This is a genomic window from Arthrobacter sp. S2(2024) (assembly GCF_036662515.1).
Classification (GTDB): Bacteria; Actinomycetota; Actinomycetes; order Actinomycetales; family Micrococcaceae; genus Arthrobacter.
Window position 1 is genome coordinate 581650 of the sequence record NZ_JAYKZI010000003.1, and the last position, 16561, is coordinate 598210.

The following is a 16561-nucleotide window of genomic DNA, read 5'->3' on the forward strand; positions in this document are numbered from 1 at the left end:
CGGCCTCCTATGCCGGCGTGGGTGGAAACCATTGCTGCTAGAGCGGTTTGTCGAGCGGGACTGCTTCGAGGTATTCAGGGACCCTGGCGTTCCAGCCCAGCTCCCGCTTGATGCGGCGGCGCAGGGCATCGGAGGCCTCGGGTTCGCCGTGAGTGATGTAAGTCATGTGCGGGGCTTCATCCGCGGTGTGCATCCAACGAATGATTTCGTCGGCGTCGGCATGCGCGGAGAATCCTTCAATTTGTACGACCTCGGCCTGAATGGGGACGTCCTGGCCGTAAATTCTGAGTTCCTTTGCTCCGGCCGCCAGGTCGGCACCGCGTGTTCCTCCGGCCTGGTAGCCGCTGAGGATGATGGCGTTTTTCGGATCCGGGCCATAAGCCTCAAGGTGGTGGAGGATCCTTCCCCCGGTGAGCATGCCACTGGCGGAGATGATGACCATTGGCCCTCCCCTCAGGTTGAGAAGCTTGGAATCATCGGCGGTACGTGACATGGTGGCCAGCTTGTACATGTCTTCGAACTCGTCCACGAGGAGGCGGTGTTCGTCCGGGTGTTGCCGGTACATATAGGACGCGTCGATGGCCATGGGGCTGTTCAGATAGATCGGAATGTCCGGAATGAGGTGCTTGCGGCGGAGCCGGGAGAGGTGGAGCATGAGGGTTTCCGCGCGGCCGACGGCGAACGCGGCGATCATGACAACTCCCCCGCGTTTGGCGACGCGGGACACGACAGCGCCAAGCTCAGCGGCCGCGTCCTGATCCGGGTGGCGTCGGTTGCCGTACGTCGATTCAGTGACAAGAATGTCCGCGGCCTCCAATTCCCGGGGAGGGAACATGAGGGGATCGTCGGCACGGCCCAAGTCTCCCGAGAAGTGTATGGAATGCCCGTCGACATTTATGTGGATCTGGGCGGCGCCGAGGATGTGTCCGGCTGGGAGGAAGGTGGCCTCGATGCCATCTCCCACTTCAAGCGGAGCATCAAAATCCCGCGGCTCGAATGAGTTCAAGGACCTGACCGCATCGGCCGCGGTGTAGACCGGAAGCGCGGGAACATGCACCGAGGAACCCCGATGATCGGCGTAGCGGGCTTCCTCTTCTTGGAGGTGGCCGCTGTCCGGCAGCAGCAGTTTGCATAGTTCACTGGTCCCGTGGGTGGCGTTGACCGGCCCGGTGAAGCCATCGCGCACCAGTGCCGGAACGTATCCGGTGTGGTCCAGGTGCACGTGGGTGAGCAGCACCGCGTCGATGGAACCAGGGGCGACGGGAAACGGGATCCTGTTTCGGTCGCGGATACGTTTGTAGCCTTGGAAAAGACCGCAATCGACCAGGATCCGCGTGTCCCTGGATTCGAGGAGATAGCGGGAACCAGTAACAGTGTCGGTCGCGCCAAAAAACCGCAGGCGGGCCGGGTGATTGCTGTTCATGCTGGTCTCCTCGAAATTTGCAGTGCCGGGCATCCGGCGGTGGCCGGATGCCCGTTCCGGAATTGCACGGCTACGGGGCCGGCATCACGTGGTGGTGACGGTATTCCTCGGTGCTGGGCTTGATTGCAAAGGCTGTGACAACCAGGGCGACCGCGCCCGGAATCCATGCACTCCAGGCGGCCCCTGTCATGGAGGTGAAGCCTCCAAGCCATGGCGCAAGGAGGAGGACGACGGCGAACACGGCTTGCGCCCACTCGGCAGCCGGCATTCCCGGCATGGCCAGGTTGGTGACCCCGGCGGCGACCAGCAGGACGCCGAGGATGACCATGAGGGCCGTGGACGATCCGCCTTGACTTGTCCACAGCACCGAGAGTGCGTCATAGGCGCCGGCGGCGATGACCGTCCAGTCCTGCCAACGGGTCCACTTCTTCATCTAGATCGTGCTCCTTTGATCGGTTTGGGCTATTTGATGGCCGCCCCGGCGTCGCCGGGACGGGGTTCGGGGTGCTTGGCCGCTTCGGGTTCGTGCGCGACGAGAACTGGACAATGGGCATGGACGACACAGGCCGCGCTGACAGAACCAAGCACCATGATCTTGTCCTGCCCGGTTTGCCTGGCCATGGTGTTCCTTTCCGTTCCCGCGGTTTCTCTAAGAATGGGCAGAAAATCAGCTGCCATACAGGGCCGAAAGTCATGGCCCCGGCTTGGGTCCTTCGGCCCTTGTTTGCCGTTGGCGGGCAGTGAACAATGACATAGCCGGGAAACATGCCGGACCGGCGGGACCGCGGCCACGGGCTGCCCGACAGGAGGATCATGGAACGCCCAGTATCACCCCAAAGCGACGCCCGGGTCCTTGGCGCGCCGCCTATCCGTGTCTATGTCCTGGACGACCATGAGCTTGTCCGCCGGGGACTGCAGGAGCTGCTCGAAAGCGAAGGCTTTGTGGTGGTGGGCATGTCCGGTTCCGCGGAGGAAGCTGCACGGCGGATTCCCGCTTTGCGCCCCGACGTGTCAGTGCTAGACGCCCGCTTGCCCGACGGCACGGGCATCGAAGTGTGCCGGGAGGTGCGCTCCGTGGACCCCACCCTGAATTGCTTGATACTGACCAGCTACGACGACGAACAAGCCCTGCGGGGAGCCGTCCTTGCCGGTGCGGCCGGGTACGTCCTCAAGGAAATCGGCGGTACCGACCTGATAGGTGCGCTCCGCCAGGCCGCGCGCGGTGAGTCGTTGTTTGATGCGTCAGTGAAGGCGAAGATCATCCAGGGACTCACCGAGCCCCGGCGTGTGGATCCCAGGGTCGCCTCATTGACACCCCAGGAGAGGCGGGTCCTCGATCTGGTCGGACAGGGCCTGACCAACCGGCAGATCGGGGAACTCATGCAGCTCGCCGAGAAAACGGTGAAGAACTACGTGTCCTCGATGCTGGCAAAGCTGGGATTCGAACGTCGCACCCAGGCAGCCGTCTATATTGCCCACGGACCGGAAACGGACACCGGAACCGTCCGTTGACGGACCAGCAGACGGGAAACTCAGTGGGCCGGAACCGACCACACCAAGGTAGTCCCCTTCGTTGGGGCGCTGGTCACCTCAAACGAACCACGCAACTCCGAGGCCCGCTGTTCCATGTTCACCAGGCCATTTCCGGGGACGGCATCCCTGAAGCCCCTGCCGTCGTCTTCGATGATCAAGGTTAGCATGCCGTCTTCCACGGACACTGAAACGCTGATTGCCTCGGCCTCGGAGTGACGGACCGCATTGCTGAGGCCTTCGGAGATGACCGCCAGCGCGTTGGTGACTGTTCCGTCGTCGAGCACTGAATCGACCGCCCCCGTGAGCGTGAGGTGGGGGGCGAAGGGCAGGGACCTGGTGGCAGTGCGGACAGTCTGCAGTATCCGGCTGCTCAGCAACTCCTGCTCGCCGGAAGAGCGCAACGAGTAGATGGTGTTGCGGAGGTCCCTGATGGTCTCATCCAGTTCAGCCGTGACCGCATTGATCCGGGTCAAGGCAGGTTCGCCTGTAGTGAACCGCCGCAGGCTTTGGATGCTGAGTCCCGCGGCGAAAAGGCGCTGGATGACGAGGTCGTGCAGGTCCCGGGCAATGCGGTCCCGATCCGAGAAGACCACCAGTTGTTCACGGAGCCGGTGAATCCGGTCAAGCTCCAGGCCCAAGGCCACGTGTGAGCCGAACACGGCCCCCATCTCCACATCCGTCTTAGCGAACGGCCCCGTTCCAGGGGCCCGAACCAGAAACAGAAGTCCATGATGGGCGCCCTGTGCACTGAGATCTATCGCCAGGAGTTTTCCCTTGGACAAGCCGTCAGCCAGTCCAAGGATGTCTCCGGCCTCGTCCATGCAGGCGGGCATCCCGGTGGCGGCGACCGACCTGATGACGGCGGAATCCATGGGCAGGATATTTCCGGCGAAATGTGCGCTCTCCGTTCCCGCGGCACCCGCGACGCAGTACGAATCCACCCCTCCATCTGGAACGAGAATCAGGGCCAGCCGGGAACCGGATTCCCGGAGCGCCCTGTCGGCTATCTGGTCAAGCCCGACATTTTCCGGCTCCGAGGTCCGGTCGTCGCCGAGCATCCGGCCGGTCACATCCATGCATGCTTCGAGCCAGGACGCGCGGCGGCGGGCGTCCTCATAGAGGCGGGCGTTCTCGATGGCCACGCCGGCAGCAGCAGCCAATGCGACGGCAAGATCCTCGTCTTCGGGAGTGAAATCGCCACCCCCCTCTTTTTCCGTCAGGTACAGATTGCCGAAGACGACGTCCCGGACCCGCACCGGGACACCAAGGAAAGACTTCATGGGTGGATGGTTTGCAGGGAATCCGTATGACTTCGGATGCTGGTGCAAATCATGAAGACGGAGGGGCGCGGGTTCGCTGATCAGCAGGCCGAGGACCCCGTGCCCGGTGGGCAGCGGGCCGATGCGGCGTGCAAGGTCCTCGTCGATCCCGACTGTGACGAAGTGGCTCAAAGACTTGTTTTCGCCGATGACGCCCAACGCGCCGTAGCGGGCATGCAGTAGCCGGCACGCGGACTTGACCACCCGGTCCAGAACGGCTTCCAGGCTCAAGTCTTCGGCGACGGCCACCACCGCTTCCAGAAGCCCCCGCATCTGCTCCTGGGCATCCAGGAGTTCTCCGGCCCTGGCCAAAAAGTCCCTCAGCAGGTCTTCGATCCGGGTTCCCGTGACATGAAGGCGATCAGGCCGCACAGGATCTGGAAGAGAGCCGTTCATTTACTGCCTTTCGAGCGGTGCAGCCCACACGGGGCAGGTACCCGTGTCGTGGCAGCTGGCGTATCCGATGCCAGACTACTCCCCGAGTCTCGCGTTCGCCCAGACGCCCTTGAGGCGAGGGTCTTTGTGCCCTGTTTCCAGCTCACTCCCGGGCGTAGCCTCTCCGTCATGACGAACAAACCATCAACCCCGGAGCCGGAGGTCCTGCAACCTCAACAATGCTGGGAGCTCATGCGCGGCGTCTCGGTGGGACGCCTCGCAGTGTGGGTACTAGACCATCCAGACATCTTCCCGATCAACTACAAGGTTGACCATGGCACCCTCGTTTTCCGGACCGCAGAAGGGACCAAGCTCCACTCGGCCCTGGGCGAAACACCGGTTGCGCTGGAGGCCGACGGCGTCAACCCGGACACCGGGGTGGCGTGGAGCGTGGTCGTGAAAGGTCACGCTGTTGCCATCAAGCTGACCCAGGAGGTGCTCGATACGGTCGGGCTGCTCCTTTTCCCTTGGCAAGCTGGCCGCAAAGACCACTTCGTCCGCATCGTTCCGACGTCAATTACCGGACGCCGCTTCACCGTCACCCCTCCCCTGACGTGGTGGAGTCCCCTGGATGACGCAACGCGCGCCGGACTCGAATGACGGCGTCGCCCGGCGGGCCTAAAGCCCCTAACGACGGCGGACAGCCGCCGGTAGCGTCATGGTCATGAACACTCAATCGACGGATGAAATCGAAAGTCTGAGTCCAGACGAATGCTTTGAATTGCTTGGCCAAGCAGCCGTTGGCAGGCTAGCCGTCATTGTCGAGGACCATCCGGACATTTTCCCCGTGAACTACGTCGTGGACCACGGATCAATCGTCTTCCGCACAGGCACCGGCACGAAATTCTGGAACACGATGCGCCATCCCTGCGCGCTCGAAATCGATGGTTTCGATGCGGGCCCCGGGAAGGCCTGGAGCGTCGTCGCCAGAGGGCAGGCGCACTTCATCGTCGACCTGCGTGAAAAGGCGGCAGCCGATGCCCTCCACCTGGATCCCTGGCAGCCGGGCAGCAAGAGCCACTATCTGCGTTTGACCTTGGATGCCCTCACTGGTCGACGGTTCAAGGCCACCCGGCCCGATATCTGGAACACTCCCCTGTGGGATGCGCGCTCCGAGCTGTTCCACTGACTTTTGCTGCCGGCGTCGCCGACGGTACCTCTTGCCCTAGCTTGATGGAGCATCATGAAAGCACTCGTCTATGGCGGACCCGGACAAAAGTCCTGGACGGACGTCCCTGATCCCCACATCGTCAACCCCACCGACGCCGTCGTCCGCATCGATACCACCACAATCTGCGGGACGGACCTTCATATCCTCAAAGGCGACGTTCCGGCGGTCCAGGAGGGACGGGTCCTCGGGCATGAGGGCGTCGGAACGGTCACCGAAGTGGGTTCGTCCGTCACCGGGCTCAGGACCGGAGACCGCGTCCTCATTTCCTGCATCAAGTCCTGCGGACATTGCGGCAACTGCAAGAAGGGCCTCTACTCGCACTGCTCCGGGGAGGAGGGCCAAGCAGGAACCGGTTGGATCTTTGGCCATCTCATTGACGGCACCCAAGCCGAGTACGTGCGTGTCCCCTACGCGGACAACTCGCTCTACAAACTGCCCCACGGGGTCACCGATGACCAAGCCGTCATGCTCTCGGACATCCTGCCCACGGCGTTCGAAATCGGAGTCCAAGCCGGTCGCATCAAGCCAGGCGACGTCGTCGCCGTCGTCGGAGCGGGCCCCATCGGCCTCGCCGCGATAGCCACATCAGGCCTCCACGGCGCCGCCACAATCATCGCCATAGACCCGGACGAAGGGCGCCTTCTCCGGGCCCGGGAGTTCGGCGCAACAGGGGTCGTGAACCCCTCCGGTCCTGCTTGGATCAGCGACGTCATGTCCTTCACCGACGGCGCAGGAGTGGATGTCGCCATCGAAGCAGTCGGGATCCCGGACACCTTCGATATGGCCTTGCGGCTCGTGCGCCCCGGCGGGAATGTGGCCAACATCGGCGTGCACGGAAAGTCCGTTGAACTGCGCCTCCAGGACCTCTGGATCCGCAACATCAACATCAGCATGGGCCTCGTCAACACCAACACGACGCCGATGCTCCTCCGCCTGGTGGCCCAGCACAAGATCCCCGCCGAGAAATTCGCGACGCACCACTTCACCCTGGGACAGATCATCGATGCTTACGACACTTTCTCAAGGGCGGCTGAAACACACGCCCTGAAGGTCATCCTCAGCCGGGAATCCCACCACTAGGCAACCGTTGCTGAAGCTCCTTCCCCGAATCGGCACCCAAGAGCGGCGGCTCCCATGGCCACAATTCTGCGCTTTCCGCTCGTCGCGGCCACACTCCTCGTAGGAGTGTGCGTCGGGGTACTGTGGGGCCTCGGTCAAATGCCAGCGGCACAGGCAATAGCGACTATCTATGCGCTAACCGTGGCCGCGTACCGTGCCGTGTCCATGATCAGGGATCTCTTCCGGGGACGGTGGGGCATCGACCTGTTGGCGGTGACGGCCATCGCCAGCACCCTCGTGGTCGGAGAATACCTTGCCTCCCTCATCATCGTCCTCATGCTCACGGGAGGAGACGCCCTGGAGGAATTTGCCCACGGAAGGGCTACGCACGAACTGAAAGCCCTCCTTGAGCGGGCTCCGCGGACCGCGCACCGCGAGACCCCGGGCAACCCGGTGGAAGAGGTTCCCGTGGGGAGCATCCGTTCCGGAGACACACTGTTGGTCAAACCCTCCGAAATCGTCCCAGTGGACGGTCTCTTGCTCTCCCCTGCCGGGACTTTCGATGAATCCTCCTTGACTGGCGAAAGCCTGCCGGTCGAGCACGGCAAGGGCGACCCCGTCATGAGTGGATCGGTTAACGGCGACGAAGCCGTTCGCGTTGTTGCAAGTGCCACCGCTGCAGACTCCCAGTACAGCCGGATCGTGGCCCTGGTCCAAGAAGCCGCGGCGAGCCGCGCCCCCACCGTCAGGCTTGCGGACCGATACGCCGTTCCCTTCACGGTATTCGCCTTCCTGCTGGCAGGAATCGCATGGTACTTCAGTCACGATCCGGAACGGTTTGCCCAGGTGCTCGTCGTTGCGACACCGTGTCCCTTGTTGATCGCAGCACCTGTGGCGTTCCTTGCCGGCACCAGCCGGGCAGCCCACTCGGGAATCATCATCAAGAATGCCGGCACCCTCGAACAACTCGCCCGCGTCAGGACGGCGGTCTTCGACAAGACCGGGACACTGACGCACGGCCGCCCCGCGCTGCACGCCATACAGGTTTCCGCGACCGCCACGCCAGGCATGTCAGCCGATCGGATACTGCAACTCGCAGCGTCCGCTGAACAGTCGTCCTCGCATGTGCTGGCAGCCTCCGTGATTGATGCAGCACGGACGCGCGGCCTCCATCTGTTGCCCGTCACCAGCGCCAACGAGCACGCGACCCAGGGGGTCACGGCAGTCTGCGGAAGCCAGACTGTAAAGGTGGGCAAAGCTGCCTTCGTCGGCCCAGCCACAAGCGGCTTCGAGAAGGCAGACGTGGCCAGCGGACAACTTGGGATCGCCGTCGGCGTGGACGGGCACTTCGCTGGAACGCTGATCATGAGCGACCCTTTGCGGGAAAACGCGGTGGCCACCCTGGCCCAGCTGCGACGTCTCGGGGTGCGGGAAACCATGCTCCTGACTGGCGACACCCGTTCCACTGCCTCACATATTGCGGCCGAAGCCGGGATAACCCGGGTCCTGGCCGATTGCCTGCCTGCCGACAAGGTGGCCGCCGTCGCCGAATTGAACGACCGACCGGTCCTGATGGTCGGTGATGGAGTCAACGACGCACCTGTCCTCGCCGCGTCCGACATCGGTGTAGCAATGGGTGCCCGGGGAGCAACCGCGGCCAGCGAATCGGCCGACGTCGTCATCATGCTCGATGACCTATCCAAGGTGGCCGCTGCCGTTGACATCGGCCGGCACACCATCCACATCGCCCGCACCAGCATCTGGACAGGCATTCTCCTTAGCGTGGGGTTGATGGCCGCGGCAGCATACGGCTTCGTCCCGGCGGTTGCCGGGGCTCTCCTGCAGGAGTTGGTAGATCTCGCGACTATCTTGAATGCCCTCCGGGCCTTGGGGCACAGCCGAAAACCGGGGGTCGATTCGCCAGGGCGTGTCCCCCTTGACCGGCTCCGGAAATTGGACCGCGACTTTCGGCCCTAGCCTGCCGGCCGCCCGCCCGACAGGGTGGAGCAACCAAGGCCGGTTGCTTCCGCCCGGCGGCTATGTTTGCACAACCGGGCGGGTTATCAGCGTCGGGCACTGGACATTGAGCAGCACATGCTGGGCCACAGAGCCGACGAGCACGCGGGCACCGCCTCTTCCTTTGCAGCCCATGACCAGCAGCCGTGCACGGGTACTGGCGTCCAGGAGCGCTTCGGCCGGCGCACGCTCAAAGTCCAGGATCTTGAGTATGGCCAAACCCGGGTGCCGCCCCTCCAGGCCGTGGACCGATTTGGACAACAGCGCGTGCCCATCGAGTCCAGGTTCTGCAGGCCCGGTCCCGCGCACTGATCTCCCGGACGGTGCAGGAGCACGGCCGCTACCGGCATGGACGATCACGAGTTCCTGCCCCATTCGCTGCGCCTCGTCAGCTGCACACTCGACGGCGAGTTCGGAGTCCCGGGAACCATCGACACCAACTACTACGCCGGATGACTCGCGCGTAGAGGGGGCTGGCACAATCGCGACGGCGCAATGGCTGATGACCGCGATCTGAAAGCTGACCGAACCGAATCCTTCGCCGTGGTTGCCGGGGCGTCTATCGGTTCCCACGACGACCATTTCCGCATCCGCAGAAAGCTTGCGCATGGTTTCGGCGGGCTCTCCGGAACTCAGTATCGTCACTACCTCCAGGGAGGGAAACCGTGCGGCGACCCGTGCTGTCTCGCCTTTCAGCAGGTCCTTTGCTTGTGCAGTCGCGCCGTCGTGGAGGGCCTTCTGCGGGAACGCCCACGGCTCCGGAACAGCATGGACCAGGTTGAGCTGAAGACCAAGATCACGGGCCCGTTCGGCAGCCCAATCCGCGGCGGCGCTGCCGACCACTGACCCATCGACACCGACGAGGATCTTTGTCTTCACGAGCCCACGTGCCTTCCCGGAACCAGCAGCAACCTCTTCCCAGTTTCGTGGGCAGCGTCGATGACCTGCAAGGGCCGTAAGACCCTCCCCGCGAGCGCAATTTCCGGGTTATGTTCCTGGAGGGGTATCGCGTTCCATGGTCGGGTGCCGCGTGGTCTTCCTGAAAGGACGTCAGTGTGCTGATCCTCGTATTGAATCCAGGTTCCTCATCCTTGAAGTACCAGCTACGGCGCCTCGGACCATCTGACCCGAGTCCCGGGATCCTGCTGGAACGGGCCATCAACAGCCCGCAAGATGGCACACTGGATCCCGTCTTCCTTGGAAACGTGTTCGACGTGGTCGATGCCGCCATTCGGGACATTACGGGCGGGGAACGCCCTGACGCCATCGGATACAGGGTGGTCCACGGTGGGGATCGCTTCAGCACTCCGGTCCGCGTTACCCAGAGCGTCATGGATGCCATTCAGGAACTGGGCGAGTTTGCGCCGCTCCACAACGCGGCCAGCGCGACGTGCATGCGTGCCGCGGCCGCCCGTTGGCCGCGCACGCCCCAGGTGGCCGTATTCGACACGGCCTTCCACCGCACGATTCCCGACCATGCCTCCCGCTACGCCGTTCCGGACGAGCTGCATACGAAATACGGGATCAAGCGTTACGGTTTCCACGGGATCTCCGTCGAGATGGCTTGCCGCCATACGGGGACGTACCTCGGTGTCCCGCCGGGCGCCTTGAATGCGATGGTGGCGCACCTTGGCAATGGCGCCTCGGTTACCGCCGTACGGGAGGGCCGCAGCGTCGACACGTCCATGGGCATGACCCCCCTGGAGGGGTTGGTCATGGGCACCCGTTCCGGCGATCTGGATCCGTCCATTGTCACCTTGCTGCAGCGCCGCGGCCTCGGACCGGATGAAATCGACGAGCTCCTCAACCATCGGGCGGGCCTTCTGGGCCTGGCCGGATCGGCTGACATGCGCGCAATCCAGGACGCCGCACGGCAGGGTGACACCCGTGCGATCCTCGCTTCGGACATGGCCGCCTACCGGCTGGCCAAGTACATCGCCGCTTACAACATGGTGGTCGGCGGGGCTGCTGCCCTGATCCTTACCGGGGGCATTGGCGAACATTCCAGCCGGTTCAGGTCCCAGGTTGTGTCGCGGCTAGGGCCCCTCGGCCTCTTTGTCGACGAAGCCAGGAACCGCTCCGCCGAGACCGGCGTCCGCGTCATCAGCACCGACGCATCGGCTTTTCCGGTCCTGGTGGTCCCGAGCGACGAGGAACGCGCCATCGCCGAGGCGACGGCCGCCGTCGTGCTTTCGGACGAATCAGCGATTCGATGCCTCAACGAAGAGTGACTGATGGACGCCCTGGCGCAATCCCGGCAACGGGAGCGCTGAAGCGGGCGGCGCGGCGCGAGATGTGGTGGGTATCCGGCCGACGGCGCACCGGCGTCGGAAGCTCCGGCAGCTGCTGCGCGGCCCGGGCGAAGAACCATTGCTTGGCGACTTCCACCAGGACCATGTAGACGACGATCATTCCCAGTAGCGACAGGAAGAACGGCACCGGCAATGGATCGAAGCCCAGCAGGCCCGCCAGTGGGGACAACGGCAGGAAGATCCCCGCGGCCACCACTCCCAAGGATGCAGTCAACAGACCAGCCGAAGGGCGGCTTCGCAGGAACGGGACCCGCCGGGTCCGGATGGCGAAAATGATGAGGGTCTGCGTGGCGATGGATTCGATGAACCAGCCTGCCCGGAACTCCCCCGGGACCGCGTTAAAGACGAACAGCATGAGCGCGAAGGTCGCAAAGTCGAAGAGTGAACTGATCGGCCCGAAGAGGAACATGAAGCGCCGTATGAACGCGATGTTCCAATGCGATGGTGCCAACAGCTGTTCCTTGTCCACGCGGTCGCCCGGGATGGCCAACTGGCCGCTGTCGTAGAGCAGGTTGTTGAGCAGGATCTGCCCCGGCAGCATGGGGAGGAAGCTCAGCACCACCGACGCCGTGGCGGCGCTGAACATGTTTCCGAAGTTGCTGGACGTACCCATCAGCACGTATTTGATGGTGTTCGCGAAGATCCTCCGGCCCTCCATCACGCCCTCGGCCAGGACTCCCAGGTCCTTTTCCAAAAGCACAATGTCCGCGGCGTCCTTGGCGACGTCGGTGGCGCTGTCCACGGAGATCCCGATGTCGGCTTTGTGAAGGGCCAGGGCGTCATTCACACCGTCGCCCATGAAGCCCACCGCTCCGCCGCTTTGGCGCAGCAGGGTGATGATCCGCGCCTTCTGCTCGGGCGAGACGCGGGCAAAGATGGTGGCTTCCCGGGCGGCCGCGGCCAGCTCGGTGTCTGACAATACATCCACGTCGGCGCCGGTCAGGGTTCCGCCCGAAATCACGCCGAGTTCGGAGCATACTTTTTCGGCGACTTTGGCGTTGTCCCCGGTGGCGATCTTGACGGAGATACCCAGCGTGGCCAATTGTTCCAGGGACGCTCCCGCGTTTGCCTTGGGCCGGTCGAGGAAGACGAGGAAGCCTGCCAGGACGAGGTCCCTTTCGTCAGCAGGCGTGATGTTACTCATCCCCGTGGCTGGACGGGTAGCCACCGCGACGACGCGCGATCCGGCGTCGAACTGTTCGTCCAGCATGGCCTGCACGTTGGGCGACGTCGGCCCGCAGAGAGCGAGCACGTCCTCGGGGGCACCCTTGGTGACCAGGCGTGCGGGGCCGCCGGCTTCCCGCACCAGAACGCTGGTCCGGCGGCGCTGGTGGTCGAAGTCGATCAGGTCGAGGCGCTCAAAGCGGGTGGGATCAAACGGTGCCGCACCCGAGCTTTCCCATAATGCGGCATCCAGCGGATTCTGCCCGGCCGTGGATTGCTTGGCCTCGGAGTAGTCGGTTTCGGTGGCCAGCAGACCCAAGGTGAGGAGTTCGGCGTCGGAGACGTCCGGGGAGGCGGGCAGCGCGCCGATGAAGCTGATGCGCCCCTCGGTGAGGGTGCCCGTCTTGTCGGTAACCAGGATGTCCATGTCGCCCAGGTCCTCGATGCAAACCAGCCGTTTGACCAGGACCTTCCGCCGGGCCAGCTGGCGGGTGCCGGTAGCGAGGCTGGTGCTCACGACGGCGGGCAGCAGCTGCGGAGTGATGCCGACGGCGATTGCCAGGGAGAACAGCAGAGACTCGATCAGCGGGCGCTGCAGGAGCAGGTTCGCGATGAAGATCAGCGTGGTGAGCCCGATAGCCACCTGCAAAAGCAGGAACGAGAACCTCTTCAGCCCGAGCTGGAACTCGGTCTGGGGTTGCCGTTCTCCCAGGCCCAGCGCGATACGGCCGAACTCGGCGCGGCCGCCCGTGGCTACGACGACGCCCGTGCAGCCGCCGGACTGGATGACGGTTCCCATGAAGACGCAGGATGCGAGGTCCCCCAGGGACGATCCGGGTGCCACGGGGGCGTGATCTTTGCCGGCTGGCAGGGACTCCCCCGTCAGGATGCTTTCGTCGCAGAGGAGGTTCTTGGTGCTCAGGAGGCGGATGTCGGCGGGGATGATGGCGCCCAGGCTCAGGTGTACGACGTCGCCCGGCACCAGAGCGGTGACGTCCACCTCCTGCGTGGTTCCGTCGCGCAGCACGACGGCGCGGTGGGTTACCCGGGAATGCAAGGCTTCGGAGGCCCGTTCGGCGCGGAATTCATTGGTGAAGCCCAAACCCACGCTGACCAGGAGGATCACGCCGATCACGATCGAATTCGTGGCATCGCCCAGGAAGAGGGAAAGCCCTGCCGTAATGATCAGCAGGATGAGGATGGGGCTGGCGAACTGCCGGCCCAATACCGCCCAACCGTTGGCCCGGTGCGTCCGGACGGCGTTCGGGCCGAGTTCTGCGAGGCGTTCCCCGGCTTCTTTGTTTGTCAGGCCGGCTGGGCTGGAGCCCAGATGTTCGAGCACTTGGTCCGGAGGAAGGCATGCGGCCTCGTTGATCGGCAGCTGCATGCGGTGCCGCTCCTTGACGTTGAGATCTGACATGCCGTATCCGTTCGAATGCGTTGCCTGAGGGAGTCGCCCTTGGGATAAGGGTACGGCTTGGGGAGGGAGGACGAGTGCCGTGGGTTGGGCTGTGTCGAGCCGTTGGAAATGGCTACGTGGAGTTGTGATAGCAGCCTCGCAGCGGCGCGGCCTAGGGCCCTATGGCCCTAACCGCCCCGGTGGTGCATCTGACACCGTGAAGACCAGAACAGTCCAGACGCCAGAAACGCGTGCATTCCACGCCGTCGAACCCGGAAGAGGCAAGCCCATGGAAACCGGAACCCCCGTCACCGGCGCGTCGGCCGAAGACTTCGAGCTGTTGAACCGGTACTGGTCCGCGGCCAATTACCTCACGGTGGCCCAGATTTACCTTCAGGAAAACCCTCTACTGAGAGAGCCCTTGCTCCCGCGCCACATCAAGCCCCGGCTCCTTGGCCACTGGGGAACCAGCCCCGGGCTGTCGTTGATCTATGCCCATTTGAACCGCCTGATCAGGCGAACCTCAGCGGAAGTCTTGTTCGTCGCTGGTCCAGGCCACGGCGGTCCCGCCGTCGTCGCCAACGTCTATCTTGAGGGCACCTACTCGGAGATCTATCCCAAAGTGGGGATGGACCTCCAGGGACTCCGGCGCCTTGTCCGGCAATTTTCGACGCCGGGCGGGATCGCGAGCCATGTCGGTCCGGCCACTCCGGGATCCATCCACGAAGGGGGCGAGCTTGGCTACTCTTTGATGCACGCCACGGGCGCGGCCATGGACAACCCCGGACTGATTGTCGCTTGCGTCATCGGCGATGGCGAAGCCGAGACCGGCCCGTTGGAGGCTTCCTGGAAGGCGCCATCCTTCCTCAATCCGGCCCGCGACGGCGCCGTGCTACCGATACTCCATCTGAACGGATACAAGATCTCGGGACCGACTGTCCTGGGCCGCAAATCCGACGAGGACGTCGAAGCGCTGCTCAGTGCCCATGGCTGGGATCCGGTGACCGTCTCCGGCGAGGGCCCGGTACTTGTCCACCGCGCATTGGCCTCCGCGATGGACGAGTCTTATGGGCGCATCCGCGAACTGCAATCCAAGGCGCGTAGCCAGGGCGTGCACGGCCCCGCGCGATGGCCTGCCATCATCCTGCGGACGCCAAAAGGGTGGACCGGGCCAGCCATGGTGGACGGGCTTCCCGTCGAAGGAACCTTTCGCTCCCACCAAGTGCCCTTGGCAAACGTTCGCGAGAATCCCGAACACCTGGCGCAGCTTGAGGCCTGGATGCGCTCCTACCAGCCGGAAACTCTCTTCGACGACGCGGGCCGGCTCGTCTCCGAACTGGCCGCGCTTGTTCCGGAGGGCAGTCTTCGCATGGGCGCAGCCCGCGCGGGCCGGGGCGGGACAGGGACTGTCCTTGAGATCCCCGGGCTGGAACAGTACGCGGTACCGGCGGCCCCGCGGGGGTCGGTCGTCCACGAAACCACCCGGCCGCTCGGGGAACTGCTCCGGGATGTCTACATCGCTACGGCCCCGGATCCGCGGTTCCGGCTCTTCTGCCCGGACGAAACCAACAGCAACCGGCTCGGGGCTGTCTTCGAGGCCACTGACCGCTGCCTCCTGCAGCCGGCCAGGGCCGGCGATCATGCCGTGGCCGAGGACCATGTCTCGCCGGGAGGCAGGGTCATGGAAGTCCTGTCCGAACACCTGTGCCAGGGTTGGCTGGAGGGATACCTCCTTTCGGGCCGCCATGGACTGTTCGCCAGCTATGAGGCTTTCGCGATGGTCAGCGCGTCGATGACCGTCCAACACGCCAAATGGCTCCAGCATGCGAGGGAACTTGAATGGCGTGCCCCCGTGCCGAGCCTGAACATACTCCTGACCTCCACCTGCTGGCGCAACGACCACAATGGATTCAGCCACCAAGGGCCCGGACTGATCGATACGGTGCTGTCCCTGTCGGGCACCGTCACCCGCGTCTACCTGCCACCGGACGCAAATACCCTCCTCGTCACTGCCGACCACATCCTTCGCAGCAAGGACTACGTCAATCTGGTGGTCGTAGACAAACAACCGCACCCGCAGTACCTCACCCTGGAGGAGGCGAGGCGCCACGCCGAGGCAGGAGCGTCCATCTGGTCTTGGGCCGGGAACGAGCAGCCCTTCGGCGGCGAGCCCGACGGCGCCCGGGCTGTGCCCGACGTCGTCCTGGCCTGTGCAGGGGACATCCCCACCCAGGAGACGCTGGCCGCAGCCTGGTTGCTGCAAGAACATCTGCCCGGACTCGTGGTCCGCGTTGTCAACGTCATGGATGCCATGGTCCTCCCGCCCCGCGACGCCCACCCCCATGGACTCTCCAGTGAGAAGTTCGAAGAGCTGTTCACGGCAGACCGAGAAGTCATCATGGCCTGGCACGGCTACGCCCGGGCCCTGCACCAACTCCTGCATGGAAGACCCCGCCCGGAACGGTTCCATGTCCGCGGCTACAACGAACAAGGAACCACAACCACCCCCTTCGACATGGTGGTCCTGAACAAGATGAGCCGCTACCACCTGGTCCTGGAAGCGTTGCGTCGCATTCACCGGCAGGTCGGAGGCGCGGACGAACTGGTCGACTTCTGCCGCAGGCAGCTGGATGCACATGCGCGATACATCCGGGAACACTTCGAAGACCTCCCGGAAATACGGAACTGGTCCTGGACGCCGCACCTTCCCTAGCGGGAGGAAAAGGAAGG

Annotated in this window: 13 protein-coding genes; 7 read left to right on the plus strand and 6 right to left on the minus strand. The window is 64.1% G+C overall.

Going from position 1 to position 16561, the window contains the following annotated elements:
* Positions 1–37: 37 nt before the first annotated feature.
* The 3 genes from VLA65_RS09260 to VLA65_RS09270 all read right to left on the minus strand — a co-directional run bounded on the left by VLA65_RS09260 (position 38) and on the right by VLA65_RS09270 (position 2044).
* Positions 38–1423, minus strand: coding sequence for an MBL fold metallo-hydrolase (locus tag VLA65_RS09260; RefSeq protein ID WP_332602320.1), 1386 nt, complete (start codon positions 1421–1423; stop codon positions 38–40).
* 70 nt (positions 1424–1493) lie between these two features.
* On the minus strand, positions 1494–1856 hold the full coding sequence (locus VLA65_RS09265) for an SPW repeat domain-containing protein (RefSeq protein ID WP_332602321.1): 363 nt from the start codon (positions 1854–1856) through the stop codon (positions 1494–1496).
* A gap of 29 nt (positions 1857–1885) precedes the next feature.
* Positions 1886–2044 carry a universal stress protein gene (locus VLA65_RS09270; protein WP_332602322.1) on the minus strand — a complete coding sequence of 53 codons (159 nt, stop codon included), beginning with the start codon at positions 2042–2044 and terminating at the stop codon, positions 1886–1888.
* A 192-nt stretch (positions 2045–2236) separates the two neighbouring features.
* On the opposite strand from VLA65_RS09270, the gene VLA65_RS09275 reads away from it, so the two are divergent.
* Positions 2237–2935 (plus strand): response regulator, encoded by a 699-nt coding sequence (locus tag VLA65_RS09275; RefSeq protein ID WP_307053711.1) that lies wholly within the window; start codon positions 2237–2239, stop codon positions 2933–2935.
* Positions 2936–2955: 20 nt separating this feature from the next.
* Here VLA65_RS09275 and VLA65_RS09280 read toward each other — a convergent pair whose 3' ends face one another.
* Complete coding sequence (locus VLA65_RS09280) at positions 2956–4671, minus strand: GAF domain-containing sensor histidine kinase (RefSeq protein WP_332602323.1); 1716 nt, start codon at positions 4669–4671, stop codon at positions 2956–2958.
* 168 nt (positions 4672–4839) lie between these two features.
* Between VLA65_RS09280 and VLA65_RS09285 the strand changes: the two genes are divergently transcribed.
* From VLA65_RS09285 to VLA65_RS09300, 4 genes are all read left to right on the plus strand, one after another.
* Positions 4840–5310 carry a pyridoxamine 5'-phosphate oxidase family protein gene (locus tag VLA65_RS09285; protein WP_059389003.1) on the plus strand — a complete coding sequence of 157 codons (471 nt, stop codon included), beginning with the start codon at positions 4840–4842 and terminating at the stop codon, positions 5308–5310.
* Between the two features lie 64 nt (positions 5311–5374).
* Positions 5375–5839 carry a pyridoxamine 5'-phosphate oxidase family protein gene (locus VLA65_RS09290; protein ID WP_332602324.1) on the plus strand — a complete coding sequence of 155 codons (465 nt, stop codon included), beginning with the start codon at positions 5375–5377 and terminating at the stop codon, positions 5837–5839.
* A gap of 54 nt (positions 5840–5893) precedes the next feature.
* On the plus strand, positions 5894–6961 hold the full coding sequence (locus VLA65_RS09295) for a zinc-dependent alcohol dehydrogenase family protein (protein WP_059389005.1): 1068 nt from the start codon (positions 5894–5896) through the stop codon (positions 6959–6961).
* Positions 6962–7015: 54 nt separating this feature from the next.
* Positions 7016–8917, plus strand: coding sequence for a heavy metal translocating P-type ATPase (locus VLA65_RS09300; RefSeq protein WP_332602325.1), 1902 nt, complete (start codon positions 7016–7018; stop codon positions 8915–8917).
* Positions 8918–8977: 60 nt separating this feature from the next.
* Here VLA65_RS09300 and VLA65_RS09305 read toward each other — a convergent pair whose 3' ends face one another.
* Positions 8978–9835 carry a universal stress protein gene (locus VLA65_RS09305; protein ID WP_332602326.1) on the minus strand — a complete coding sequence of 286 codons (858 nt, stop codon included), beginning with the start codon at positions 9833–9835 and terminating at the stop codon, positions 8978–8980.
* A 176-nt stretch (positions 9836–10011) separates the two neighbouring features.
* On the opposite strand from VLA65_RS09305, the gene VLA65_RS09310 reads away from it, so the two are divergent.
* A complete protein-coding gene (locus VLA65_RS09310) occupies positions 10012–11187 on the plus strand; it encodes an acetate/propionate family kinase (RefSeq protein ID WP_332602327.1) in 1176 nt (391 codons plus the stop codon).
* Here VLA65_RS09310 and mgtA read toward each other — a convergent pair.
* Complete coding sequence (mgtA, locus tag VLA65_RS09315) at positions 11174–13852, minus strand: magnesium-translocating P-type ATPase (RefSeq protein ID WP_332602328.1); 2679 nt, start codon at positions 13850–13852, stop codon at positions 11174–11176. The genes VLA65_RS09310 and mgtA overlap by 14 nt on opposite strands.
* Positions 13853–14120: 268 nt before the next feature.
* Between mgtA and VLA65_RS09320 the strand changes: the two genes are divergently transcribed.
* Positions 14121–16544, plus strand: a complete 2424-nt coding sequence (locus tag VLA65_RS09320; protein ID WP_332602329.1) for a phosphoketolase family protein — start codon at positions 14121–14123, stop codon at positions 16542–16544.
* The last annotated feature ends 17 nt before the right edge of the window (positions 16545–16561 follow it).